Raw genomic sequence first — 24378 nt, 5'->3', positions numbered from 1 at the left:
CGATGGAATTCTCATACGCCCCCGCGCCCGAGTCGCGCGCCATCGTCGACATCGCCTCGTCCTACGGCCTGTTCATCGGCGGCGAGTTCGTCGACGGCAAGGGCGAGCCGTTCAAGTCGATCAACCCGGCCAGCGAGGAGACCCTCGCCGAGATCGCGTGCGCCGACGCGGCCGACGTCGACGCCGCCGTGAACGCCGCCCGGCACGCCTACGACAAGGTGTGGGGCCCGATGCCCGGGCGGGAGCGGGCGAAGTACCTCTTCCGCATCGCCCGGATCATCCAGGAGCGCGGCCGCGAGCTGGCGGTGCTGGAGTCGCTGGACAACGGCAAGCCGATCCGCGAGTCGCGCGACGTGGACATCCCGCTCGTCGCCGCGCACTTCTTCTACTACGCGGGGTGGGCCGACAAGCTGCCGTACGCGGGCTTCGGCCCCGACCCGCGCCCGCTGGGCGTCGCCGGCCAGGTCATCCCGTGGAACTTTCCGCTGCTCATGCTCGCGTGGAAGATCGCCCCGGCGCTGGCCGCGGGCAACACGGTCGTGCTCAAGCCGGCCGAGACCACGCCGCTGACCGCGCTGCTGTTCGCCGAGATCTGCCGCCAGGCCGAGCTGCCGCCGGGCGTGGTCAACATCATCACCGGGGCGGGCGACACCGGCCGGCTGCTGGTCGAGCACCCGGGCGTCGACAAGGTCGCCTTCACCGGCTCGACCGAGGTCGGGCGGGCGATCGCGCGGGCGGTGGCCGGCACTGAGAAGCGGCTCACGCTGGAGCTGGGCGGAAAGGCCGCGAACATCGTGTTCGACGACGCGGCGCTGGACCAGGCGGTCGAGGGTGTCGTCAACGGCATCTTCTTCAACCAGGGCCACGTGTGCTGCGCGGGCTCGCGGCTGCTGCTGCAGGAGTCGGTGGCCGAGGAGTTCCTCGCCTCCCTCAAGCGCCGCATGGCGCAGCTGCGCGTCGGCGACCCGCTGGACAAGAACACCGACGTCGGCGCGGTCAACTCGGCGGCCCAGCTGGCCCGCATCCGGGAGCTGTCGCAGGTCGGCGAGCAGGAGGGGGCCGAGCGCTGGTCGGCCCCGTGCGAGCTGCCCGACCGCGGCTTCTGGTTCGCCCCGACGATCTTCACCGGCGTCACCCAGGCGCACCGGATCGCCCGCGAGGAGATCTTCGGGCCGGTCCTGTCGGTGCTGACGTTCCGCACGCCGGACGAGGCGGTGGAGAAGGCCAACAACACGCCGTACGGGCTCTCGGCCGGCGTCTGGACCGAGAAGGGCTCGCGCATCCTGCAGATCGCGGACCGGCTCCGGGCCGGCGTCGTGTGGGCCAACACGTTCAACAAGTTCGACCCGACCTCACCCTTCGGCGGGTACAAGGAGTCGGGCTACGGCCGCGAGGGCGGCCGGCACGGGCTGGAGGCCTACCTTGAGCACTGAAGGCCGGCTGGCCGTCCGCAAGACGTACAAGCTGTACATCGGGGGCGCGTTCCCCCGCAGCGAGTCGGGGAGGTCCTACCAGGTGCAGTCGGCCTCGGGCGAGTTCCTCGCCAACGCCGCGCTCGGCTCCCGCAAGGACGTCCGCGACGCCGTGAAGGCGGCCCGGGCGGCCGTGGCGAAGTGGTCGGGGGCGACCGCGTACAACCGCGGGCAGATCCTCTACCGGGTCGCGGAGATGCTGGAGGGGCGCCGCTCGCAGTTCGTCGAGGAGGTCGCCGCGGCCGAGGGGGCCGGCGCCGGCGTCGTCGACGCGGCCATCGACCGCTGGGTCTGGTACGCCGGCTGGGCCGACAAGATCGCCCAGGTCCACGGCGGGGCCAACCCGGTCGCCGGTCCCTACTTCAACCTCTCCGCCCCGGAGCCGACCGGCGTCGTCGGGGTCGTCGCCCCCGCCGACTCCTCGCTGCTGGGGCTGGTCAGCGTGATCGCACCCGCGATCGTGACCGGCAACACGGTCGTCGTGCTCGCCGCGCCCGAGCGCCCGCTGCCGGCCGTCACCCTGGCCGAGGTACTCGCCACCTCCGACCTGCCCGGGGGCGTGGTCAACCTGCTCACCGGCTCGGTCGCCGAGATGGCGCCCTGGCTCGCCGCGCACATGGACGTCAACGCCATCGACCTGACCGGTGTGACAGACCCCACACTCGCGAAGGAGTTGGAAGCGGCCGCGGCGGAAAACCTGAAGCGGGTGATCCGACCGAGTACTCCGGACTGGGGCGCCGACCCCGGCGTTTCGCGCATGCTCTCGCTCCTGGAGATCAAGACGGTCTGGCACCCCAAGGGGGTCTGACCGCCGCAGACGGTGCACACTAGGGTGTTTTGTGCGCGAGGCCACACAGGCCCTGATGTGCCCGCACGCCGAGCCCGACTACGGAGGTCACAGTGGCCCGCCAGTCTCCCTCTTCCCGGCCCGCGGGGTCGCGCCCAGCGGCATCGCGCAACGCTCCGCGCAAGGCCGCGCCGGCCGCGGCGCCCGCCGCGCCCGCGGCCGAGCCGGTCGAGCCGGTCGAGGAGGAAGTGGACGCCGTCGAGGCGATCGACGACGAGGTCGACACCGTCGAGGACGTCGACGCCGCCGACGATGCCGAGAACGACGAGGACGCCGAGGACGCCGACGCCGACCTCGACGAGGACGACGTCGACGAGGAGGACGGCGCCGGCGAGCGCTCGGCCCTCGCCGACGCGATGTGGAACGACGTGCGCGTCGAGCCCGTCGAGATCGCGCTGCCCAAGGGGGTCGGCTACACGCTGCGGGCGTACCGGCTCAACACCGAGCTGACCCCGACCGAGGTCGACGAGGAGGAGGACGACTTCGCGATCCTCCACCGGCGCCCGGCGGAGGACGAGGACGACGACCGGGTCGTGATCCTCGAGAACGCGGAGCTGTTCGAGGACGAGCCGGAGCCGGCCGTCGTGGAAGCTTCATCGAAGACCGACAAGAAGAAGCCCGCGCGGAAGGACGCCGCGGACTCCGACGATTCGGACGACTCGGACCTCGACGAGGCCGCGGAGCTGGACGAGGACTCCGACAAGTCGGACGAGGACGACGCCGACGATGTCGACGACGAGGCCGACGCCGAGGACGAGGACGAAGAGGAAGAAGAGGAGGAGGAAGCCGAGCCCGAGGAGGTTCCGGCGTTCCTCTCCCACCGCGGCAAGCTGCTGCTCTTCCGCTCCGCCGAAGGCCTGGTCGAGTTCGTCCAGACCGACGCCGAGCACGACCTGACCCAGCTCGACACCTGGGAGAGCCTGAAGAAGCGGATCACCGTCGCGGCCGTCGTGCCCTCCGACGAGAACCGCTACGAGCTCGACCTCGTGGTCGAGAACCTCCGCGGCGGCCAGGACGCCTGGGACTCCGAGCTGCTGCTCGGCGCGGGCGAGGCGGCACGTGACCTTGCTTACGCTCTGCGCCTCGAAGCGGTCCGCACGGCGCTCTCCCCCGGCTCCCCCCTCGACGACCTCGACGAGGGCCTGCGAGCTGCGGCGTCGGGCGGCGTGGGCGGATTCTTCGCCAAGCGCCGGCTCAAGAAAATCGGGGCACAACAGGCAGCACTCGGCTGGCGGACGATTATCGGCAAAATTTCTGCCGCCGTGGACTGGCGTGATTGATTTGTGACCGACAGGATCTAAGCCGTGGGCATTTCGGCACGGCGACCCGGCCCCTAGCCGGACGGGTGTGGCGGTGGACGACGATCAGCCAACGGGGTATTCAGCCGTTTCGGCTGATCGCGTCACCGGCCGGCAACCTGTTCACTAGAGGTCGTTCAGTTTGACCTGCAGTAACACGACGGCGGGGCGCCGGGACAGTCTCCGTCGATGTGACGAAAGCTCAACTAATGTCCCGAGAGGAGGACGACGCGGTGGCGCTCGTTCGGGTGTACTGCGGTTTGGCGTCGGCTGACCCCGCCGAGCCGCAGTCGGGTTCCGACATCTGGTTGACCGTCGCGGTCGTCGACGACGCCGGCCGACTCATCGACATCTGCGAGGTGAGCGACGACGCCGGCGGCTACGCCGAGCTCAGCGCTCTGCTGGCGCAGCGCTCCGGCGGCACCTCCGCCGTGGCGGTCGCGGCCGAGAGCGACGACCACGTCGTCACCCAGCTGCTCACCGCGGCGGGCCGCAACCTCGCGTTCACCGACGACGACTCGGCCGACGACTACGCCGAGCGCTTCGCCGACGACGAGTCGCCGGAGGAGATCCAGTCCAACGCCGCCGAGCGCCGCGCCGTCGGCCTCGCCCGGGCCCTGCAGGCCGGCGTCCTCTCCGCGGTCGGCCAGAGCCCGCCGCGCGACATGCTGCCGCTCAAGCCGGTGCTCGCCGCGCACGCCGCGGTCGTCTCCGGCCGGCAGAGCGCCGCGGCCACGCTGCGCGAGGTGCTCCGCGAGCTCTACCCCGCGGCCCTGCGCGCCTACCCGGACCCGGCCGAGTCGATCCCGCTGGCCATCCTCGACGCGCTGCCCGAGCCGGGGATACTCGGCGGCGGCGCCACCGGCCGCAAGGGCGACCAGGCGGTCGTCGCCGAGCTCGCCAAGGCCGGGGTCGCCGACGCCGTCACGCTGGGCGAGGCGATCACCGCGCTGCGTGTCGCGATCGCCGAGACCCCCCGCCGCACCGGCGTCAACCGGGCCATGACCACCGCGGTCGCCGAGACCATCCGGCAGTCCGTCGCGGCCGTGCGGGCCGGCGACGCCGCGGCCAACGCGCTCGTCGCGGTGCTCGCCGACAAGATGAGCCCGGCCGGCCACCGCACGCTGCCCAACCGGCAGCGCCCGGCCACGCCGCTGAGCCCGGCCGCGCCGCTCAACCAGTCGGTCCCCGCGAGCGCGTCGCCGCTGACCCCGGCGACCCCGCTGCGCCCGGCCGCCGTCCAGGACAACGCGCCGTCCCGCTCGCGGGCCGCCGCCGTCGCCGCCAACGCCCGGCCGGCCGCCGTGGCGAGCGAGGCGACGCCCACCCGCTCCCGCGCCGCGACCCGGGCCGCCGAGGCCGCGAGCCGCGCCGCCGAGAGCGCCTCGCGCGCCGCCGAGGTGGCCCGCGCCGAGGAGTCGGCCACCGCCCGGTCCGTCGGCGGCCGCCGCCGCGCCCAGAACGCGCCGGTCATGCCGTCGCAGGCCCAGCCGCCCGTCGTGTCGGCGCCCCCGGCGACCATCGGGTCCGCCGCCGCCGTCGTCTCCGGACCGCCGGCCGGGCTCTCCACGCCGCCGGTCGTCTCCACGCCGCCCGGCTACGTGCCGTCGGCCCCGCCGGTGTACGGCTCGGTCCCGTCGGCGCCGCCGGTGTACGGCTCGGTCCCGTCGGGCCCGCCGGCCTACGGTTCGGTCCCGTCCGGGCCGCCGGCCTACGGTTCGATCTCGTCGGCCCCGCCGGCGTACGGGGTTCCCTCGGCGCCGCCGGTGACGTCGACCCCGCCCGGCTACGCGCCGGGCTCGCACGCCGCCCCGCCGCCGTACCAGCCGGCCGCCTACCAGGCACCGGCGCCGATGTACGCGCCCGCGCCGCCCGCGCCGCCGACCTACCAGGGCCAGACGCCGTCGTACCAGGGCCAGGCGCCGACCCCGGCCTCGATGCAGTCGATCCCGGTGCCGCTGCAGGCGGCCCCGCCGCAGCCCCGGCCCGTCGCGCCGCTGCCGGTGGCCCCGGCCCCGGTCGCGCCGCCGCCGGTCGCGCCGACCCCGGTGATCCCGCCGCAGCCGACGTCGTCGTCGAACGAGCCGCAGTTCACGTCGCTCATGCCGTCCCCGCCGCCGGGCATCGCCCCGCTGATCGGGGGGCACGAGCCGCCGCGCTTCGACTCCTTCGGCTACGACCCGCTCTCCGCCCCGTCGCCCGTCCCGCCGGCCGCGCCGGTGACCCCGGCCGCGCCCACCTCGGGCGGCGCGTTCGACAGCGGCGTGCGGCTGAGCGACCTCAGCGCGCTGGGCGAGCCCCCGACGCTTGACGCCGCGAGCGCCGCGAGCGCGCGCTGGCCGCTCGGCTCGGCGGACACGCCCACCACTGAGACCTCGGCCTACAAGTTCGGCGCGGACCCGCTCGCCTCCTCCTCGGAGCTGAGCAGCCTGCCGCGGCTGAGCGACATCCCGCAGCCGCCGGACTTCTCGGCGCTGGACGCGGCGCTCGAGTCCACCTCGGGCTCGCTGAGCGCGTCCGGCACCAGGTCCCGCGGCACGGACGCCGCCCCCATGCCGCGGCGCGGGTCGGAGACGGCCGACGCGCTGAGCGCGTTCGGCTCCGGCGAGTTCCCGCCGCTCAACGGCGAGCGCTCGACCCGGTCCCGGGCCGAGTCCACCGCCGACGGGCTGTCCCGGGCCGAGCGGCGCGCCGAGCGCGACCGGGCCGAGCAGGCGGCCGCCCAGACCCACGCCGGGTCGCGGCACGCCGAGCACGACCAGGACGCCGAGCCGGCCCGCAGCGAGCGGTCCCGCACGGAGATCCCGCGCTCGGAGCGCTCGCGCACCGAGATCCCGCGCTCCGAGCGGGCCCGGACCGAGATTCCCCGCTCCGAGCGGGCCCGCACCGAGATCCCGCGCAGCGAGCGGGCCCGGACGGCCGAGCGCCACGTCGAGCTGCCCCGCCAGCGCGAGGGCCGCGTGCCCCCGCCGTGGCAGACCGGCGAGCTGCCGGTCGAGGCCGGCGGCCTGCGCCTCGTCGAGCCGGCCCCCGTGGCCGACCCGGCGCTCACGAGCGGCTACCCGGTCGACGAGCTCAGCGGGGAGTACAGCGGCGAGTTCCGCTTCGAGCCCCCGGCCCTGCGCCTGGTCGACTCGGACCGCCCGGCGGAGCGCGCCACCGCGCGCAGCACCGGCACGGGCGCCGGCCGCAGCCGCCGCGCCCCGGCCGCCGAGCGCGACGCCGGCAAGCCCGCCGACGAGGGCGACGGCGACCTGCTGATCTTCGCGGCCGCCCGCTCGGCCTGGTTCACCGACTGGGACAGCGACGCCGAGTCCACCGGCGAGGCCGAGCGTCCGAACCCGAGCTGGGAGAACTCGAACGACACGGCGTGGCAGGCGGCCCAGCGGGCCAGCGCGCCGGAGATCGGCGACGAGACCCGCTCCGGCCTCCCGCGCCGCGTCCCGCAGCAGAACCTGGTGCCCGGGTCCCCGGTCAACGCCAACCCGGAGCGGCCGCTGCGCATCGTGCGCGACGCCGCCCAGATCGCCGCGCACACGACCGGCTACTTCCGCGGCTGGCGCCGCGGGCAGGAGGTCGGCGGCTTCTCGGTCGGCGGCCGCCCGGGCCGCGAGTCGGCGGGCGGCTGGGACTTCAGCCGCGAGGCGAGCCGGGACTACCAGGAGCGCGAGTACGAGTACCGCTCCGCCCGCCGCTAGCGAATCGAGCACGTCGAGGGCCGCCCCGGTCAGCCGGGGCGGCCCTCGCTGTCTGCCGGTACATTGACGGCCCTGTGCGGGCCGTGGGCGGCTCAGGCTCGCCCGGTGTGGTAGCGAGTACACCCAGGGGGTCTGAAGCGCTCAGCGGGGCCGGAAACGGAAACCGCCGCGTTCCGCACTCGGTGCGCAACGCAGCGTGATCCCCGCCAACGCAAACGCGCACCGGGCGTCCCTCACGGGGGCTCGGTGCGCGTCTGTGGCTGAGTGGGTGCGGCTGTTGTCGTGCCGGCGCTACGCCGGCGCGGTCGCACGGCTTCGGCGCATCGACAGCACGTACTCCACCAGGGAGATGAGCACGTTCTTGGTCGACTCCCGCGAGCGCGCGTCGCACGACACGACGGGCACGTCGCTCGAGACCGCGAGCGCCTCCCGCACGTCGTCGGCGTTGTGGTACTGCACGCCGTCGAAGCAGTTGATGGCCACCAGGTACGGCAGCCGCCGGTGCTCGAAGAAGTCGATCGCGGCGAAGCAGTCGGCCAGGCGCCGGGTGTCCACCATGACGACCGCCCCGATGGCGCCCCGCACGAGCTCGTCCCACATGAACCAGAAACGGGTCTGGCCCGGGGTGCCGAACAGGTACAGGATCAGGTCGCGGTCGATCGAGATACGACCGAAGTCCATCGCGACCGTGGTCGTCGTCTTGCCGGGCACGTTGCGGGTGTCATCGACACCGACACCGGCGGAGGTCATGATGGCCTCGGTGGTCAGCGGCGTGATCTCCGAGACCGAGCCGACCAGTGTGGTCTTGCCCACGCCGAAACCGCCGGCGATGACGATCTTCGCTGACGTGACCCGCCCTGGGCGGTGCGCCACGTCAGAGCCTCCGAAGTCCACTCAGCACCCTCTCAAGCAGTTCTGTGCCCACCGACTCGTTTTCGTCGAGCGAGGCCGGCTCGTACACCGCGACCAGTCCATCGGCAGCCATGTCCGCCACGATGACGCGGGCGACACCCAGCGGGAGCTGCATGCGCGCCGCGATCTCGGCCAGAGACTGCAGGCGACCGTCGCAAAGCGTTGAAATGTATTGCTGCTCCTGGCCGTGAGCACCACCCGGCCGGGTATTGGCCGCCCGGCCACGCACGGTGGTCTCGACCAGCGCCTCGATCGCGATTTCCAGCTTGGGCCGGGTGCGACCTCGGGTGACGGCGTACGGCCTTACCAACGCGCCCGTTGGCTCATCGCGTTCGGCCATGTTCGCCGTTCACCTCCTCACTCGTCGGGCCTCGTAAGCAGCCAATGAGTACGTCGTTGGTACAGCTAAGAGATATTGCTCTGTCACCTGGTTCAGCTTCAGCCGAGCATCGAGGCCGTCGGGCGAGGCGGCGGCGTGAGCGCGTCGCCGACCCGGTCGACCAGCAATGCCATTTCGTAGCCGACCTGACCGACGTCGCACGCGCGGGCCGCGAGGACCGCGAACGACGAACCGTCGGAGATCGACATGAGGAACAGGAAGCCGTTGTCCATTTCGACGACAGTCTGCAACACGGCCCCGCCCTCGAAGCAGCGGGACGCGCCCTGCGTCAAGCTCACCAGACCGGACGCGATCGCGGCCAGCTGATCACCGCGGTCGCGGGGCAGGTCGCGAGAAGCAGCCAGCAGCAGACCGTCCGCCGAGACGGCGACCGCGTGGGCGACCCCCGGCACTCGGTCCGCGAAGTTGGCGAGCAGCCAACCGAGATCCTGCGTAGATGTCATGCCTCGTGCTCCTTGCCAACCTGCGAGTTTTGAGGCCCGGCCGAAGTCGGCTCCGGGGTTTTCGAGTCGTCGGACCGCGTGCGGCCCCGCTGAACGCCTCGGTGATACGCCGACAACAGACCGCGCACGGACTCCGGCGTCCGCTTGTGCGCAACGGCGGTGTTCTTCTCAACGCCACCTGGAACCAGCTGCGACATCGGCACACGCTTGGGCAAACCCGTGTCGGTCGTCGTGAATTCCTGCGCCTCGGCGATTGCCGCTGCCGCTTGCCATCCTTCGTCTGCCGCAGTGTGCCAGTTTACTGTCGAACCGCTCGACGCCCGGTCGGCCGAACCTCGCGAAGGTTCACCCGGAGTGCGGGTTTCAAATCGCTGCGGCGGGACGTATGGGGACGGCGCCTCACTGTAGGTGACCTCGACCGGCCGGGGGCTGGCCGAGGGCGGCTGAGCTGCGGCCGGAGCCGGAGCCGGAGCGGCGGCCGGGGGCGTCAGGTCTTCCAGGGGCTGGCGCTTGGTCGTGAACCAGGCGGACTCCAGCTCCCGGAAGATCGGCAGCTCCATCGTCTCGTCGACGAAGCGCTGCCGGGAATCAGGGGCTTCGCTCTCGCTCGGCGCCGGGTCCCAGTCGAGCCGGACGCGCGGAATCTCCGCGGTCATGTCGACCGGCGCGTACGGCTCCGGCTGCGGCGCGGGCCGCTGCGGCGGCTGGGCGTCGGCCGGGGGCCACGGCGACGGCGGAGCGGCGGGCGCGGGCATGCCCGAGCCGGCCGGGGCGTCGTCGTAGGCGCCGGGGAAGCCGGGGCGCTGCCGCGGGATCGGGCCGCCCGCCTCTTCGGCGTCGCCCGTCTCGCCGTCGGCGGGCCAGGTGTCGTTGGACCGGCGCTGGGGCAGCGGGTTGAGCCCGCCCGGGCCGCCGGGCGCGTCGTCGCGGTCGCGCCGGTAGGCCTCTTCGCCGCCGGCGTCGCTGACGTCGCCGGCGCCGGTGAGGTCGGACCAGGCCGGCAGGTTGCGCCCGCCGCCACGCTCGGCCGGGCCGCGCTCCGCGCCGAGGCCGTTGCGGCCGCCGGCGTCGCGCTCGGGGTCACGGCCGAAGCCGCTCCCGTCGCGCCGGAAGCCGCCCGTGTCGCCGCGGCGGAAGCCACCGGTGTCCCCGGTGTCGCCCCGGCGGAAGCCGCCGGGGTCGCCCGTGTCGCCGCGCCGGAACCCGTCGGTGTCGCCGCGCCGGAAGCCACCGGTGTCCCCGGTGTCGCCGCGGCGGAACCCGTCGGTGTCCCCGCGCCGGAAGCCACCGGTGTCCTCGCCGCCGAAGCCGCCGCCACCGGGCGGGAGCGTCGGGCGGGCCGGTGGCGCGGGCGGGGCCGGGCGCGGCGGGGCGCCGTTGGCGAAGCCGTTGACGGTCGGGCGCTCGCCGGTGCCGCCGCCGTTGCTGCGGTCGGGGCGGTCGCCGCCGAAGAGGCCACTGCTGGTAAGGGTGCCGAAGCGCGGGCCGCCGCCGCTGCCGGGGCCGCCACCGGGGCCGGTGCCGGCGCCCGCGAAGCCGCCGCCCAGACCGCCGGGCGTCGGGCCGCTCTCCAGCGCCAGGGGCGAGGCGAGCGGGGAACGCGGCGCGGGGGTCGACGGGATCGGCCGGGCCTGCACGACGTCGTTGGGGCCGACGGCGGGCATGCCGGCGGTCGGCATCCCCGCGGCGGCGCGCCCGGAGAGCGCCCGCGGCACGAGCACGCCGGCCGGCAGCGTCATGTCGGCGATCGTGCCGCGCTCGCGCGCCGCCCGCAGCTCGACCTTGACGCCGTGGCGGGCCGCCAGCCGGGCGACCACGACCAGGCCCATCATCCGGGAGACGGCCACGTCGACCATCGGCGGGTTGGCGAGCCGGTCGTTGAGCTCGGCGAGCTGCTCGGGCGAGATGCCGATGCCGTGGTCCTCGACCAGCAGCACGGCGCGGTCGCCGACGCGGCGGGCCTCGACGATGACGGCCGAGTCCGGCGGTGAGAACGCCGTCGCGTTGTCCAGCAGCTCGGCGACCAGGTGGACCATGTCGTTGACCGAGTGCGCCGAGATCTCGATGTCCCGGTCGATCATGCCGAACTCGATGCGTGTGTAGTGCTCGACCTCGGACTGCGCCGCGCGCAGCACGTCCATCAGCGGAGCCGGCTCGCGCTGGATGCGCGTGGAGTCGGCGCCCGCGAGGACGAGGAGGTTCTCGTCGTTACGGCGCATCCGGGTGGCCAGGTGGTCGAGCTGGAAGAGCTCGGCCAGGTGGTCCGGGTCCTCCTCGCCGCGCTCCAGCCGGTCGAGGTGGCCGATGAGCCGGTCGACCAGGATCTGGGAGCGGCGGGCGAGGTTGACGAACATGGTCGCGACGCTGGCCCGCAGGGCGGCCTGCTCGGCGGCGGTGCGGACGGCCTCGAGGTGGACGGCGTTGAACGCCTCGGCCACCTGGCCGAACTCGTCGCGGCTGCGGATCGGCAGCGGCTCGGCGATCTGCAGCGCCAGTTGGTGCGGCGACATCTGGGTGGCCAGCGCCGGGTCACGCAGTCGCTGCACCGCCTGGGGCAGGCCGAACTGCGCGACCGTGAGCGCGCCGTGACGCAGCTCGCGCAGCGAGCGGGCCATCGACCGGGCCACGATCCAGGCGAAGAGGATCGCCAGCAGCAGCATGCCGAGCAGCGCGCCGGCGGTGACGAGCACCCGGCGCTGCAGGTCGTTGCGGGCCGTGGTGGCGCTGTCGATGTTGTGGTCGTCGAACTCGATCTCGATGCCCCGCAGCAGGTTCGCCTTGTTGATCATGGCGTTGTCCCACGCGGTGGCGGTGAAGATGTCGCCCGGCAGCTGCTCGATGGTCAGCGGGCCCAGCACACCCTCGAAGGTGGAGGCCTCTTTGAGGTCCGAGCCGGACCGCTTCTTGTCGAACAGGTCGCGGTGCCAGGGCTGGGAGTTGGTGCGGAACTGCTCCTCGGCCTGGTCCTGGCCGGTCAGCGCGGACTGGAACTCCTTGCGCAGCTGCGGCGTGAAGGCCTTCGTCGTGAGCGCCCGGATGCCGACGACCCGCTCCAGGGCCACCTGCTCCTTCATCTCCGAGATGGCGGCCGCGGCGCGCATGTCGGCGCCCAGCGACGGGTTGTTCGACAGCTCGGCCGCGCTGTCGCGGATGCTGAGCAGGTCGTCGATCAGCGACTTGTACCGGGCCACAACGGTGCTGGCCAGGATCTCCTTGCTGCCCTCGGTGATCTGCTTGCGCATGCCGGGCAGGTCCTGCAGCTGCGTGTCGATCGAGGCGAGCTGCTTGCGGAAGTCCTCGGGCGGGTCGGCCAGGCCGGACCGGGTGAGCCGGTAGTCCTTGCTGGCGTCGTCGCTCTTCTGGGTCTGCCGCTCGAAGATGCTGCGGGCCTCGACGGCCGCGTCGGTGTTGAGCTGGCCGAGCAGCATGGCCGCGTTGGCCCGCTCGTTCTGCAGCTCGTGCACGAGGGCGGAGGCCTGGGCGGAGAGCCCGGAGAGTGTGCGGGCCCGGTCGGCGTCGTTCGCCTCACCGATGTTGCCGACGAGACCGTTCGTGCCGACCACGATCGTCGCGATGATCGGGACGATCATGATGAGACCGAGCTTGGACCAGATCGGCAGGTCTCGGAGCCGGCCGATCGGGAAACGCAGACGCGACGAGACCGGCTCTTGCGTCGATGGCCGTTTGCTCACTTCACCGCCCTCCGAACCGGCGCCTTGTGAAACAGCAGGCACCCGCGACCGGCCGACCCTACTGGGCCAGACCTCCGAGATTCCACCATGTCCCGTGCCAAGAAGAAAGCCCAGGTCTGCCGCTGTGCTTTATGTGTAAGACTGAAGAGAATGTCCATTTTGAAGGCATTTATACCGAACCCTCACCAAGCTCCGGATCATGGCCGGTGACAAATCCGGACATCACGTGAGCTTGGCGTATGCCGGCTTGATGACGTCGTTGATCAGGGCGAGCCGCTCGTCGAACGGAATGAACGCGCTCTTCATCGCATTTACCGTGAACCACTGCAATTCCGCCCAGCCGTAGCCGAACGCCTCCACCAGCAGAGCCATCTCGCGCGACATGCTCGTGCCGCTCATGAGCCGGTTGTCGGTGTTGACGGTGACGCGGAAGCGCAGGTCACGCAGCAGGCCGATCGGGTGCTCACGGATCGAGGGGGCGGCGCCGGTCTGCACGTTGGAGGACGGGCACAGCTCCAGCGGGATGCGCTTGTCGCGAACATACGCGGCCAGGCGGCCCAGCGCGTTGCCGGTGCCCCCGGCGCCGATGTCGTCGACGATGCGCACGCCGTGCCCGAGCCGGTCCGCGCCGCACCACTGCAGCGCCTGCCAGATGGACGGCAGGCCGAACGCCTCACCGGCGTGGATGGTGAAATGTGAGTTCTCGCGCTGGAGGTACTCGAAGGCGTCCAGGTGGCGCGTGGGCGGGAACCCGGCCTCGGCCCCGGCGATGTCGAAGCCGACGACGCCGGCGTCGCGGTACCGGATGGAGAGCTCGGCGATCTCCATCGAGCGCGCCGCGTGGCGCATCGCCGTGAGCAGGGTCCCGACGCGGATCGGGGTGCCCTGCGCGGCCGCCTCGGCCGAGCCGGCCCGGAACCCGTCCAGCACCGCCTCGACGACCTCGGGCAGGGTCAGCCCCGCCTCCAGGTGCTGCTCGGGCGCGAAGCGGACCTCGGCGTACACCACCCCGTCCGCGGCCAGGTCGAGCGCGCACTCGCGGGCGACCCGGTGCAGCGCGTCCGCGGTCTGCATCACGGCGACGGTGTGGGCGAACGTGGTCAGGTACCGCTCCAGCGACCCCGAGTCCGCGGCCGCGACGAACCACTCGCCCAGGCCCTCGGGCGTGGCCGCCGGCAGCTCGTGGCCGATCCCGGCCGCGAGGTCGAGGATCGTGGCGGGGCGCAGACCCCCGTCGAGGTGGTCGTGGAGCAGGGCCTTGGGCGCGCGACGGATCTCGTCGAGGGTTGGGGCCGCCGAAGAAGGGATAGCCATGCAACGACACTAGTGGTGTGCAACCCACCGTCGTCACACATCTGCGCTGTCCCGTGTGCCGCGCCCCCCTCGCCCGCGCCGATACCGCGCTGCGGTGCCCGCAGGGGCACTCGTTCGACGTCGCCCGGCAGGGGTACGTCGACCTGACCGCCGGCCGGCCCGCCAAGGGCGACACCGCGGACATGGTCGCGGCCCGGGAGTCGCTGCTGGCCGCCGGGCACTTCGGCGCCCTGACCGCGGCCGTGGCCGAGCTTGTCGCGCACGAGCGGCCGGGCCTGGTCGTGGAGGTCGGCGCCGGTACCGCGCACTACCTGGCCGCCGCGATCCGAGCCGGCGGCGACGGGCTCGCGGTCGACACCTCCAAGCCGGCGCTGCGCCGGGCCGCCCGGGCCCACGAGCGCATCGGGGCCGTCCGCGCCGACATCTGGCAGGGCCTGCCCGTCGCCGACCACGCCGCCGCCGTCGTCCTCGACGTCTTCGCGCCCCGCTCCGGGGCCGAGTTCGCGCGCGTCCTGCGCCCGGGCGGCGCCCTGGTGGTGGCCACCCCGGCCGCCGGTCACCTGGCCGAGCTCGTCGACGCCCTCGGCCTGATCCGCGTCGACCCGGCCAAGCGCGAGCGGCTGCGGAAAAGCCTGGACCCGTGGTTCGTACCGGCCGGCGAGCACCGCGTCCGCGCCCCGCTCGCCCTCACGCGCGCCGACGCCCACGCCCTCGTCGGGATGGGCCCGAGCGCATGGCACACCGACCCGGACGCGATCCGGGCCGCGCTGGAGGGGATGCCGGAGCCGGTCGCCGCCACGCTCGACGTCGACCTCACCGTGTGGCGCGCTCGTACCTAGGTCGAGAGGTCCACCTGCCCCCAGCCCGGGGGCGCGCCGTGGTACGGCCCGGCGAACACCACCGCCCACTCCAGGGCCCACCGCCGCTGCCCCGCCGCGCTCGCGTCCAGCTGCCCCGGCAGCGGCAGCCCCCGCCGTTCGCACTCCCGCAGCGCCCAGTCCAGGCAGTAATACAGGTCCAGCTGCCGGGCCGCCTCGAGCGCCGAGCGCGGGGCGGCCAGGGTGCGCCGGCGCCAGGTGTCGAAGCTCTCGCCCTGGGCCAGGTCGGGCAGCCGCTCCATGAGCCCCTCGGCCGCGCCCCACAGCGGGTCGAGGTCCATCGCGATGCCCAGCAGCCAGGCCAGCGTGAAGAGGGCCTCGACGTGCCGGGCGAACGCGCGCTCGTCGCCGTCGGCCTCGGCGACGAACCGCCATTCCTCCGGCGTGAGCCACTCGACCAGGCGCGCCTCGGCCAGCCACTGCACGCCGAGCTCGGGCGGCAGGCCCCAGGCCCGGGCCAGCACGACGTTCAGGCAGGCGGCCCGGGCCTCGATCGAGGGGCCGGGGCGCAGGTCGACCTGGTCCCCCGGCTCCCAGATCAGCGGGAAGTCGGGCGGGGGGAGGGGGAGCCGCAGGCGGTGCAGCTCCTCGAGGCTCGCCTCCCGCACCCGCTGCGGGTCCGGCGCCGTCGTGCTCATCCGCGCACAATAACCAACCGTTCGGACAGTCTTTCCATCAGGAGATCCGGTCGAGGATCAGGGGCCGCTTGGGCGGGGGCGACGCGGCGAGCGTGACCGCCCCGCGGGCCACCTCCAGCGCCGCCGGCAGCTTCGCGGCATCCTCGGCCCGCAGCTCCATGAGCACGTCACCGGCGTGCACGGGGTCGCCCGGCCGGCGGTGCAGGATGATCCCGGCGGAGGCGCTGACCGGGTCCTCCTTGCGGGCGCGGCCGGCCCCGAGGCGCCAGGCGGCCACGCCGACCGCGTACGCGTCGAGGCCCGACACGAACCCGTCGGCCGCCGCGGTGATCGTCTCGACCTCGTTGGCCACCGGCAGCGGGGCGTCGGGGTCGCCGCCCTGCGCCCGCACCAGGGCCCGCCACGAGTCCATCGCGCGGCCGTCGGCGATCGCCTGCTGCGGGTCGGCGTCGCCCAGGCCGACCGCGTCGAGCATCTCCCGGGCCAGGGCCAGCGTGAGCGCGACGACGTCCTGCGGCCCGCCGCCGGCCAGCACCTCCAGCGACTCCTCGACCTCGACGGAGTGCCCGACGGCGCGGCCGAGCGGCGTGTGCATGTCGGTGAGCAGCGCGACCGTTGTCACGCCGTGTGCCTTGCCCAGCTCCACCATGGTCCGGGCCAGCTCCCGGGCGTCGGCGACCTCGCGCATGAACGCGCCCGAGCCGAACTTCACGTCGAGGATCAGCGCCGACGTGCCCTCGGCGATCTTCTTGCTCATGATCGAGCTCGCGATGAGCGGGATCGCCTCGACCGTGCCGGTGACGTCCCGCAGCGCGTAGAGCTTGCGGTCGGCCGGGGCCAGGCCCTCGCCGGCGGCGCAGATCGCCGCGCCGACCGTGCGCAGCTGCTCGGTGAACTCCTCGTTGGACAGCTTCGTGCCGAAGCCGCGGATCGACTCGAGCTTGTCCAGCGTGCCGCCGGTGTGGCCGAGCCCCCGGCCGGACAGCTGCGGTACCGCCGCGCCGCACGCGGCCACGAGCGGCGTCAGCGGCAGCGTGATCTTGTCGCCGACCCCGCCGGTGGAGTGCTTGTCGACGGTCGGGCGCCCGACCCCGGACAGGTCCAGCCGCTCCCCCGAGGCGATCATGGCCGCGGTCCAGCGGGCGATCTCCCCCGGCGTCATGCCGTTGAGCAGGATGGCCATCGCCAGCGCCGACATCTGCTCGTCGGCGACCTCACCGCGGGTGTAGGCGGCGACGACCCAGTCGATCTGCTCGTCGCTCAGCACGCCCTTGTCGCGCTTGGCGCGGATGACGTCCACGGCCGCGAAGCTCATCGGCTGCTCCAGTCCTGTTCGATGCCGGCCGGGCGCGGGGTGTCCCCGGCCCAGCTCGCGGTGCCCTGCGCGTCGACGACGATCACGCGGGGGGTTCGGATGCGGCCCCAGTCGACCGCCTCGGCCGCCGTGGCGAAGATCGGGCCCTCCTCCAGGATGCCCGCCGGCTCGTCCTCACCGGTGCCGGAAGAGCGTTCCCAGTACGACGTCCAGACCTGCCGCCCGTCGGCGATGTCCGGGTGCACGAAGACCGTGCCGCTGCCGACCTTGAGCGCGAGCGCGGCCGGGACCGTGGGGTTGAGGCCGACCTCGCGCTCCTGGGCCCGCACGAGACTCCCGATGCGCGAAAGATCGGTGTCGTCGAAGGCGTACGGCAGCAGCGCCGACATCGGCAGCGGCCCGCTCGCGTGGTCGATCAGCAGCGTGGCGCCGCCGTGCTCCCACAGCAGCTGCCGGCAGCGCCCGCACGGCATGAGCGGGCGGCCGTCGGCGTCCACGCAGGCCAGCGCGACCAGCCGGCCGCCGCCGCTCACCTGCAGGCTCGACACCAGACCGCACTCGGCGCACAGGCCGAGGCCGTAGGAGGCGTTCTCCACGTTGCACCCGACGACGACCCGGCCGTCGTCGACGAGCGCGGCGGCCCCGACCGGGAACTTCGAGTAGGGCGCGTACGCCCTTTCCATGGCCGAGACCGCCGCGCTGCGCAGCGCGTCCCAATCAACCGGTACAGAGTTCACAAGACCATCATCCGCCGCGGCGATAGGGCTTGCCGTCGGCCGCGGGCATCCGCAACCGCTGGGCGGCGAGGGCGAGCACCACGAGCACGGTGATGTACGGCGCGGCCTGCACGAGCGCCGTGGGGATCTTGTCGACGGTGAAGTACAGGACGTAGGACAGGATGCCGAGCACACCCGCGGCCACGCCGACCACGGTGTTGCGGCGCACGAACTCCCACACCGCCAGGGCCAGCAGCAGCGCGCCGACGAGGATCAGCAGCGCGTGCACCGACTCCGAGCCGCGGCGCAGCTGCAGCGCGTCGGTGTAGCCGAACAGCGAGGCGCCCAGCGCCAGCCCGCCCGGACGCCAGTTGCCGAAGATCATCGCGGCGAGGCCGATGTACCCGCGGCCGCCCGTCTGCCCCTCGCGGAAGATCACGGAGCTGACCGTCGACAGGTACACGCCGCCGAGGCCGGCCATCGCGCCCGAGATGACGACGCCGTAGTACTTGTACTTGTAGACGTTGATGCCGAGGCTCTCGGCCGCCCGCGGGTCCTCGCCGACCGAACGCACGCGCAGGCCGAACGGGCTGCGCCACAGCACCAGCCAGGTCCCGACGATCAGCAGCACCGCGAGCACCGTCACCAGCGACACGTCCACGAGCAGGCCGCGCAGCACGCCCGCGAGGTCGCTGACGAGGAACCAGTGGTGCTTCTCCAGGCCCGCCAGCCGGTCGACGAACGGCACCGAGACCCGCGGGACGGTCTGGTCGGGCTTGAGCGCGGGCGACTGGGTCGCGCCGGCGCTGCCCCACACGATGAAGGAGAGGTACCGCGTGATGCCCGGCGCCAGCAGCGTGATCGCCACACCGGAGATGATGTGGTCGACGCCGAAGGTCACCGTGGCCAGCGCGTGCAGCAGGCCGCCGAGCGCGCCGCCGGCGATGCCGATCAACAGCCCGACCCAGGGCCCGTAGTTCAGGCTCCCCCACGCGCCGAACCAGGTGCCGAGGATCATCTGCCCCTCAAGGCCGATGTTCACGACGCCGGCCCGCTCCGACCACAGCCCGCCGAGGCCGGCGAGCCCGATCGGCACCGCCGCCTGCAGCGCGGCCTGGATGGCGCCCTGCGAGGTGACGTCGTCGGCCCCGGTGAGCAGGTGGACCAGGGACAGGCCGATCAGCGTGCCCGCGACGATGAGCAGGATCCGGGCGGTACTCATGCGACGCCGCCTCGGTGCGGCCGGCTCCGCCGCGACGGCGGAGAGCATCGCGTCGGTGCTCACTTGGACTCCTCCGTTACGGGGGCCAGCGGGGCGGAGCCGGCCGGGGCCGCGGTGGCGGCGCCGACCCGCTGCTGCTGTGCGCGCCGGCCGATGCGGTTGGCCAGCTCGTAGGCGACGACCACGGACAGCACGGCGACGCCCTGCATGATCACCACGATCTCTTTCGGGATGCCGTCGAGGTCGAGGATGAGCTGGGAGCGGGCCAGGAAGCCCCACAGGATCGCGCCCAGGGCCATGCCGACCGGGTGGTTGCGGCCCAGCAGCGCGACCGCGATGCCGGTGAAGCCGATGCCGCCGAAGCCCTCGGTGTAGGTGTGCGTCTCGCCGAGCATGCGGGGCAGGTTGACCAGGCCGCCGATGGCGCCCGAGATGATCATCGCGGTGATGACCATCCGCTTGGCGCTCACGCCGCTGGCCGTGGCCGCGAACGGGTTGTAGCCGGTGGCCCGCAGGTCGAAGCCGAAGCGGGTGCGGTTGACGGTGAACCAGTACACGACACCCAGCGCCGCGGCGATGGCCAGGAAGCCCAGCACCTTCTGGTCGGTGCCGGAGACGATCGGCAGGCCGGGCATCCAGGAGTTCTCGGGGAGCACGCCGGTGGTCTTGATCTGCGCGCCGGGCTGCTGCACGCCCCAGTGCTCGTTGAGCAGCCAGGTCACCACCTGGCCGGCGATCGCGTTGAGCATCAGCGTGGAGATGACCTCGCTGACCCCGCGCTGGGTCTTGAGCAGCGCGGCGATCGAGGCCCAGATCGCGCCGACGATGGCGGCGACCACGATGATCAGCACGATCCGCAGCGTGCCGGGCAGCCAGCTCATGAAGGAGGCGCTGGCCAGGGCCCCGGCCATGAACGCGCCGATCTTCGACTGGCCCTCGACGCCGATGTTGAACAGGCCCATCTTGAAGCCGATGGCCACGGCCACCGCGGCGATGTAGTACTCGCTGGCCTTGTTCAGGATCTCCACGATCGAGTCCGGCTGCGTGCCGAAGTCGAGCATGTCGCTGAAGGCCTGGCCCGCGTCCTTGCCGGTCAGCTTCAGCGCGAGCCAGGAGATCGCCGCGGCCAGCAGCAGCGCCGCGACCGGCGCGATGAGCTGCGGCAGGAGCTTCGCCGGGTCGACGCGGCGCCAGAACGGCGGCGGGGAGGCGGCGGTGACGGTTCCCGCACTCACGCCGACACCTCCGCAAGCTCCGGTGTCGGCGCCGGATCACAGCACCCCCGGTGAGCGGCCACTCCACTTCGTTCCGTACCGCTCACGAGGCCTCCTCGGTCGTGGCGCCGGTCATGGCGACGCCCAGCTGTTCGGGGGTGACGGTCGCCGGGTCGGCGTCGGCCACCAGCCGCCCACCGTAGATGACCTTGAGCGAGTCGGACAGGCCGATGAGCTCGTCGAGGTCGGCCGAGATCAGCAGCACGCCCATGCCGGCGATGCGGGCGCTGCGGATGTGGTCCCAGATCGCGGCCTGGGCGCCGACGTCGACCCCGCGGGTCGGGTGGGCCGCGATGAGCACCTTCGGCTCGTGGCTCATCTCCCGGCCGACGATGAGCTTCTGCTGGTTGCCGCCGGAGAGGGCCAGGGCGGCCACGTCGATGCTGGGGGTGCGCACGTCGTACTGCTCGACGATCCGCTGCGTGTCGCGCCGGGCCCCGCCGACGTCGATCAGGAAGCCCCGCGCGTTGGGCCGCTCGGTCTGGTGGCCCAGGATGCGGTTCTCCCACAGCGGCGCGTCCAGCAGCAGGCCCTGGCGGTGCCGGTCCTCGGGCACGTAGCCGATGCCGGCCTCGCGGCGGCGCCGGGTGGACCAGGAGGAGACGTCGTCGCCGCCGAGGCGGATGGTGCCGGTCGCCGCGCGCATGCCGAGGATGGCCTCGGCGAGCTCGGCCTGGCCGTTGCCCTCGACGCCGGCGATGCCGACGACCTCGCCGCGGTGGATGGTGAAGGTCGCGTTGTTCACGACCGGGCGACCCTCGGCGCCGAGGACCGTGAGCCCCTCGACGACCAGGGCGGGCTCGTCGGTCACGGTGGACTCGCGCGCCTCCGGGCTGGGCAGCTCGCTGCCGACCATGAGGGTGGCCAGCTGGCGGGCGGACACGTCGGCCGGCTTGACCGAGGCGACGGTCGTGCCGCGGCGGATGACCGTGATGTCGTCGGCGACCGCACGCACCTCGTCGAGCTTGTGCGAGATGAACAGGACCGTGAGGCCCTCGCGGATGAGCTCGCGGAGGTTGCCGAAGAGCTCGTCGACCTCCTGCGGGACGAGTACCGCGGTCGGCTCGTCGAGGATCAGGATCCGGGCGCCGCGGTAGAGCACCTTGAGGATCTCCACGCGCTGCCGGTCGCCGACCCCGAGGTGCTCCACCAGCTCGTCCGGGCGTACGCCCAGGCCGTACCGCTGCGAAATCTCGTTGATCTTGGCTTTGGCCTTCGACCCGATGCCGTAGAGCTTCTCGGCCCCGAGCACCACGTTCTCGGTCACGGTGAAGTTGTCGGCGAGCATGAAGTGCTGGTGCACCATGCCGATGCCGGCCGCGATGGCGCCCTGCGGCGAGGAGAACCGGACCGGGCTCCCGTCGACGATGATCTCGCCCTCGTCGGGCGGCTGCATGCCGTACAGGATCTTCATCAGGGTCGACTTGCCGGCACCGTTCTCACCGACGATCGCGTGGATCGTGCCCTTGCGGACGGTGAGGTTGACGTCGGAGTTGGCCACAACGCCGGGGAACCGCTTCGTGATCCCCTTCAGCTCGACGGCGGATGGTTCCGCGGTCATCCAGGCTCCCTAAAGATGAGGCGGGGGACCGGATCACAGTCCCCCGCCGAGCACCCGATGTCTACTACGAGAACCTACTACTTGGTAGGAACGACGACCTTGCCGGACGCGATGTCGGCCTTGGCCGCCTCCAGCTTGTCCTTGATGTCGTCGATCTTGCCACCGGAGGTGGCGTAGCCCACGCCGTCGACCTTGAGGTCGAAGACGGTCGCGCCGGCCGTGAACTTGCCGTCGGCGTAGTCCTTGACGAAGTTGAACACCGCGTTGTCGACCCGCTTGAGCATCGAGGTCATGATGACCGGCTTGAGCGAGGCGTCACTGACGGTGTTGTACTGGTCCGAGTCGACGCCGATGGCCAGGGCCTTCTTGTCCTTGGCGGCCTCGAAGACGCCGGAGCCGGAGCCGCCGGCCGCCGCGTAGACGATGTCCGCGCCCTGGTCGTACATGCCGCTCGCGGCGGTCTTGCCGCCGGCCGGGTCGTTGAAGCCCTTGCAGGCGTCGGCCGGGGTCGACAGGTAGTTCGTCAGCACCTTGATGTCGGCCTTGGTGGCCTTGGCGCCGGCGGTGAAGCCCGCCTCGAACTTCTTGATCAGGTCGACCTGGCAGCCGCCGATGAAGCCGACGGTGCCCTTCGTGCTCTTCAGGGCCGCGGCGACGCCGACCAGGTAGGAGCCCTGCTCCTCGGCGAACGTCAGGTCGGCCACGTTGTCGGCCTTGGTCGCGCCGTCCACGATCGCGAACTTCGTGTTCGGGCAGTCCTTGGCCGCACGGGCGAGCGGGCCGTTCGCGGCGTCGGCACCGTCGTAGACGAAGCCCACGGCGATGACCGGGTTGTAGCCGCTGGTGCAGAGCAGCTTGAGCCGCGAGTACTTGTCGTTCTCGCTCTCGCCGGCGACCGCGGCCAGGTCCTTGACCTCGAGGTTGAGGTCGCTCTTGACCTTGTCCAGGCCCGCGGCGGCGGAGTCGTTGAACGACTTGTCGCCCCGGCCGCCGATGTCGAAGGCGAGGCCGACCTTGACGCTCTTCTTCGCGGGCGGTGCGCTGCTGCCATCTCCCGCGCTGTTCTTGTCATCACCGCAAGCGGTAATGGTGCCCAACGCGACAAACGCCACCGCGGCGGCCGCGAGAACCTTCATCCCACGCACTTGGCGCAAGACGGTCTCCCTTCCCAATGCACCGCCGGAACGCGGTGAACCCAACGGCGGGAGCGTACGCCCTCGCCGGTGCTGAACCACCGTTTGCTGCCGGGTTGGGAGGAGTGCGTTATAGGGCCGTGACGTGCCGACGGCGCTCCCGCCTCGTGGGATCGATCTTGTAACCTCCTAGTTACCGCCAAAACACGGCAACCGCGGCGTTAGCGATCGTTAACCCGACCAAAGCGAGGAAATGGCCGCGGTTGACCTCGTCGCGCTTGCGGGAGAAGAAGGCCATGACGAAGATCATGAGCCCGATCACGAGCTTCACCGCGAGCTTGGCCGTCGGCGGCTCGTGATCCCCGCCGCCGCGCAGCGGAGCGGCGAGCCCGAGGCCGGTCACCACCTGGACGATCGCGCCCCAGAGCATGGCCTGGTTGACGCGCAGCTTGCCCGTGAGGTACTGCGCGATCGATCCGCCCAGCAGCATCGCGAAGCCGATCAGGTGCAGAAACAGGAGGATGAGCCGCAAAGGTTCCACTCGCGCAAGGTAGCGGCCGGTTGACTCTCCCCCAACTGGAGGGTCGACGATTCCCTTTATGAAGTTGATCGGGTTCACCACTCGCCCAAGGCGTCGTCCGTGAACATTGGCGAGCTGTCGCGCCTGACGGGCCTGCCGGTCAAGACGATCCGGTACTACTCCGACGTCGGCCTGGTGCCGGAGGCCGAGCGGTCGCGGGCCGGGTACCGCCGCTACGACCACGGCTCGATCGTGCGCCTCGAGTTCGTCCGCACGCTGCGCGAGCTGGGCCTGGACCTGGCCACCATCCGCCAGGTGCTCGACCGCGGGGCGGACCTGCGCGAAGTGGCCGCGGCGCACGCCTCCGCCCTGGGCATCCAGATCCGGGTCCTGCGCCTGCGCCGGGCCGCCCTGCGCGCGGTGGCGGGCCGCGACTCCAGCCCGGCCGACCTGGAGCGCCTGGCCCGGATCGCGCAGGCGAGCGCGGACGAGCGCCGGCGGATCATCGACGAGTTCTTCGACAGCATCTTCGCGGGCGTGAACGAGACCGCGGAGTCGCAGGAGTTCGCCGCGGGCATGCGCAGCGTGTCGGCCGACCTGCCGGACGAGCCGACCGACGAGCAGGTGGACGCCTGGATCGAGCTGGCCGAGATGCTGCGCGCGCCGGACTTCCGCGCGCGCCTGCGGGAGATGGGGCGGCGCAGCTTCGCCCCCGGCGCCCGGCGGATCGTCCCGACCGGCCCGGCCGACCTCAAGTGGTTCATCGACCTGGTCGCCGAGGCGCAGGACCGGGGCTCGCCCGCGCCGGCGGCCGTGGTGGACGAGGTGATGCAGCGGTGGTCCGCGGCGGCCGGCGTGCCGGACGGCGCGGACCTGCGCCGCGAGGTGGCGGAGGCGATCGAGCTGTCGATCGAGCCGCGGGCGGAGCGGTACTGGCAGCTGATGGCCGTGATCAACGGCTGGCCCCCGATCCCGTCGACCATGCACCGCTGGGCGTGGTTCCTTTCGGCCCTGCGGGCCACGCCGCCCCGGTAGCGTTGATCAG

The 24378-nt window shown here is 72.6% G+C and carries 18 protein-coding genes and 1 pseudogene; 6 read left to right on the top strand and 13 right to left on the bottom strand.

The window, feature by feature from the left end; translation table 11 throughout:
• Window positions 1–2 precede the first annotated feature (2 nt).
• The 4 genes and pseudogenes from ACPPVO_RS04825 to ACPPVO_RS04810 all read left to right on the top strand — a co-directional run.
• Window positions 3–1433: an aldehyde dehydrogenase family protein gene (locus ACPPVO_RS04825; RefSeq protein ID WP_426510065.1), complete on the top strand. Its 1431-nt coding sequence runs from the start codon at window positions 3–5 to the stop codon at window positions 1431–1433.
• Window positions 1423–2280 (top strand): aldehyde dehydrogenase family protein, encoded by an 858-nt coding sequence (locus ACPPVO_RS04820; protein WP_426510064.1) that lies wholly within the window; start codon window positions 1423–1425, stop codon window positions 2278–2280. Before ACPPVO_RS04825 ends, ACPPVO_RS04820 begins: the two co-directional genes overlap by 11 nt.
• Before the next feature lie 92 nt (window positions 2281–2372).
• Window positions 2373–3599 (top strand): DNA primase, encoded by a 1227-nt coding sequence (locus ACPPVO_RS04815; RefSeq protein ID WP_426510063.1) that lies wholly within the window; start codon window positions 2373–2375, stop codon window positions 3597–3599.
• A 3377-nt stretch (window positions 3600–6976) separates the two neighbouring features.
• Window positions 6977–7315: pseudogene (locus ACPPVO_RS04810) on the top strand (transposase); the annotation flags it as partial.
• A gap of 291 nt (window positions 7316–7606) precedes the next feature.
• On the opposite strand, the gene ACPPVO_RS04805 reads toward ACPPVO_RS04810, so the two are convergent.
• The 5 genes from ACPPVO_RS04805 to ACPPVO_RS04785 form a co-directional block, all read right to left on the bottom strand.
• On the bottom strand, window positions 7607–8209 hold the full coding sequence (locus tag ACPPVO_RS04805) for a GTP-binding protein (RefSeq protein ID WP_360380073.1): 603 nt from the start codon (window positions 8207–8209) through the stop codon (window positions 7607–7609).
• Window positions 8190–8567, bottom strand: a complete 378-nt coding sequence (locus tag ACPPVO_RS04800; RefSeq protein WP_360380076.1) for a DUF742 domain-containing protein — start codon at window positions 8565–8567, stop codon at window positions 8190–8192. The genes ACPPVO_RS04805 and ACPPVO_RS04800 overlap by 20 nt, the downstream gene beginning before the upstream one ends.
• Window positions 8568–8665: 98 nt before the next feature.
• Window positions 8666–9070 (bottom strand): roadblock/LC7 domain-containing protein, encoded by a 405-nt coding sequence (locus ACPPVO_RS04795; protein ID WP_033358336.1) that lies wholly within the window; start codon window positions 9068–9070, stop codon window positions 8666–8668.
• Window positions 9067–12660 carry a nitrate- and nitrite sensing domain-containing protein gene (locus ACPPVO_RS04790; RefSeq protein ID WP_426510062.1) on the bottom strand — a complete coding sequence of 1198 codons (3594 nt, stop codon included), beginning with the start codon at window positions 12658–12660 and terminating at the stop codon, window positions 9067–9069. The genes ACPPVO_RS04795 and ACPPVO_RS04790 overlap by 4 nt, the downstream gene beginning before the upstream one ends.
• A gap of 324 nt (window positions 12661–12984) precedes the next feature.
• Window positions 12985–14076: an adenosine deaminase gene (locus ACPPVO_RS04785; RefSeq protein WP_426510061.1), complete on the bottom strand. Its 1092-nt coding sequence runs from the start codon at window positions 14074–14076 to the stop codon at window positions 12985–12987.
• A gap of 17 nt (window positions 14077–14093) precedes the next feature.
• Here ACPPVO_RS04785 and ACPPVO_RS04780 point away from each other — a divergent pair, with 17 nt between their 5' ends.
• Window positions 14094–14915 (top strand): putative RNA methyltransferase, encoded by an 822-nt coding sequence (locus tag ACPPVO_RS04780; protein WP_426510060.1) that lies wholly within the window; start codon window positions 14094–14096, stop codon window positions 14913–14915.
• Here ACPPVO_RS04780 and ACPPVO_RS04775 read toward each other — a convergent pair.
• The 8 genes from ACPPVO_RS04775 to ACPPVO_RS04740 all read right to left on the bottom strand — a co-directional run bounded on the left by ACPPVO_RS04775 (window position 14912) and on the right by ACPPVO_RS04740 (window position 23354).
• Window positions 14912–15592: a DUF4272 domain-containing protein gene (locus tag ACPPVO_RS04775; RefSeq protein WP_426510059.1), complete on the bottom strand. Its 681-nt coding sequence runs from the start codon at window positions 15590–15592 to the stop codon at window positions 14912–14914. The two genes, ACPPVO_RS04780 and ACPPVO_RS04775, sit on opposite strands and share 4 nt — an antisense overlap.
• A 37-nt stretch (window positions 15593–15629) precedes the next feature.
• Complete coding sequence (locus ACPPVO_RS04770) at window positions 15630–16907, bottom strand: thymidine phosphorylase (protein WP_426510058.1); 1278 nt, start codon at window positions 16905–16907, stop codon at window positions 15630–15632.
• Window positions 16904–17644 carry a cytidine deaminase gene (locus ACPPVO_RS04765; RefSeq protein ID WP_426510057.1) on the bottom strand — a complete coding sequence of 247 codons (741 nt, stop codon included), beginning with the start codon at window positions 17642–17644 and terminating at the stop codon, window positions 16904–16906. The genes ACPPVO_RS04770 and ACPPVO_RS04765 overlap by 4 nt, the downstream gene beginning before the upstream one ends.
• A gap of 7 nt (window positions 17645–17651) precedes the next feature.
• Window positions 17652–18908 carry an ABC transporter permease gene (locus ACPPVO_RS04760; protein ID WP_426510056.1) on the bottom strand — a complete coding sequence of 419 codons (1257 nt, stop codon included), beginning with the start codon at window positions 18906–18908 and terminating at the stop codon, window positions 17652–17654.
• Complete coding sequence (locus ACPPVO_RS04755) at window positions 18905–20080, bottom strand: ABC transporter permease (RefSeq protein WP_426510055.1); 1176 nt, start codon at window positions 20078–20080, stop codon at window positions 18905–18907. Before ACPPVO_RS04755 ends, ACPPVO_RS04760 begins: the two co-directional genes overlap by 4 nt.
• A gap of 82 nt (window positions 20081–20162) precedes the next feature.
• Window positions 20163–21680 (bottom strand): ABC transporter ATP-binding protein, encoded by a 1518-nt coding sequence (locus ACPPVO_RS04750; protein WP_360380103.1) that lies wholly within the window; start codon window positions 21678–21680, stop codon window positions 20163–20165.
• Window positions 21681–21757: 77 nt separating this feature from the next.
• The gene (locus tag ACPPVO_RS04745; RefSeq protein WP_426510054.1) at window positions 21758–22816 is read right to left on the bottom strand and encodes a BMP family lipoprotein; all 1059 of its coding nucleotides are present in this window, start codon (window positions 22814–22816) and stop codon (window positions 21758–21760) included.
• Window positions 22817–23006: 190 nt separating this feature from the next.
• Window positions 23007–23354, bottom strand: coding sequence for a hypothetical protein (locus ACPPVO_RS04740; RefSeq protein WP_360380109.1), 348 nt, complete (start codon window positions 23352–23354; stop codon window positions 23007–23009).
• A gap of 99 nt (window positions 23355–23453) precedes the next feature.
• Between ACPPVO_RS04740 and ACPPVO_RS04735 the strand changes: the two genes are divergently transcribed.
• Window positions 23454–24368: a MerR family transcriptional regulator gene (locus ACPPVO_RS04735; protein WP_426510053.1), complete on the top strand. Its 915-nt coding sequence runs from the start codon at window positions 23454–23456 to the stop codon at window positions 24366–24368.
• Window positions 24369–24378 lie beyond the last annotated feature (10 nt).

It is taken from the genome of Dactylosporangium sp. McL0621, from assembly GCF_049995355.1.
Taxonomy (GTDB): Bacteria; Actinomycetota; Actinomycetes; order Mycobacteriales; family Micromonosporaceae; genus Dactylosporangium.
The sequence above is the reverse complement of the archived record's forward strand: the minus strand, read 5'-3'. Positions and strand labels throughout refer to the sequence as shown.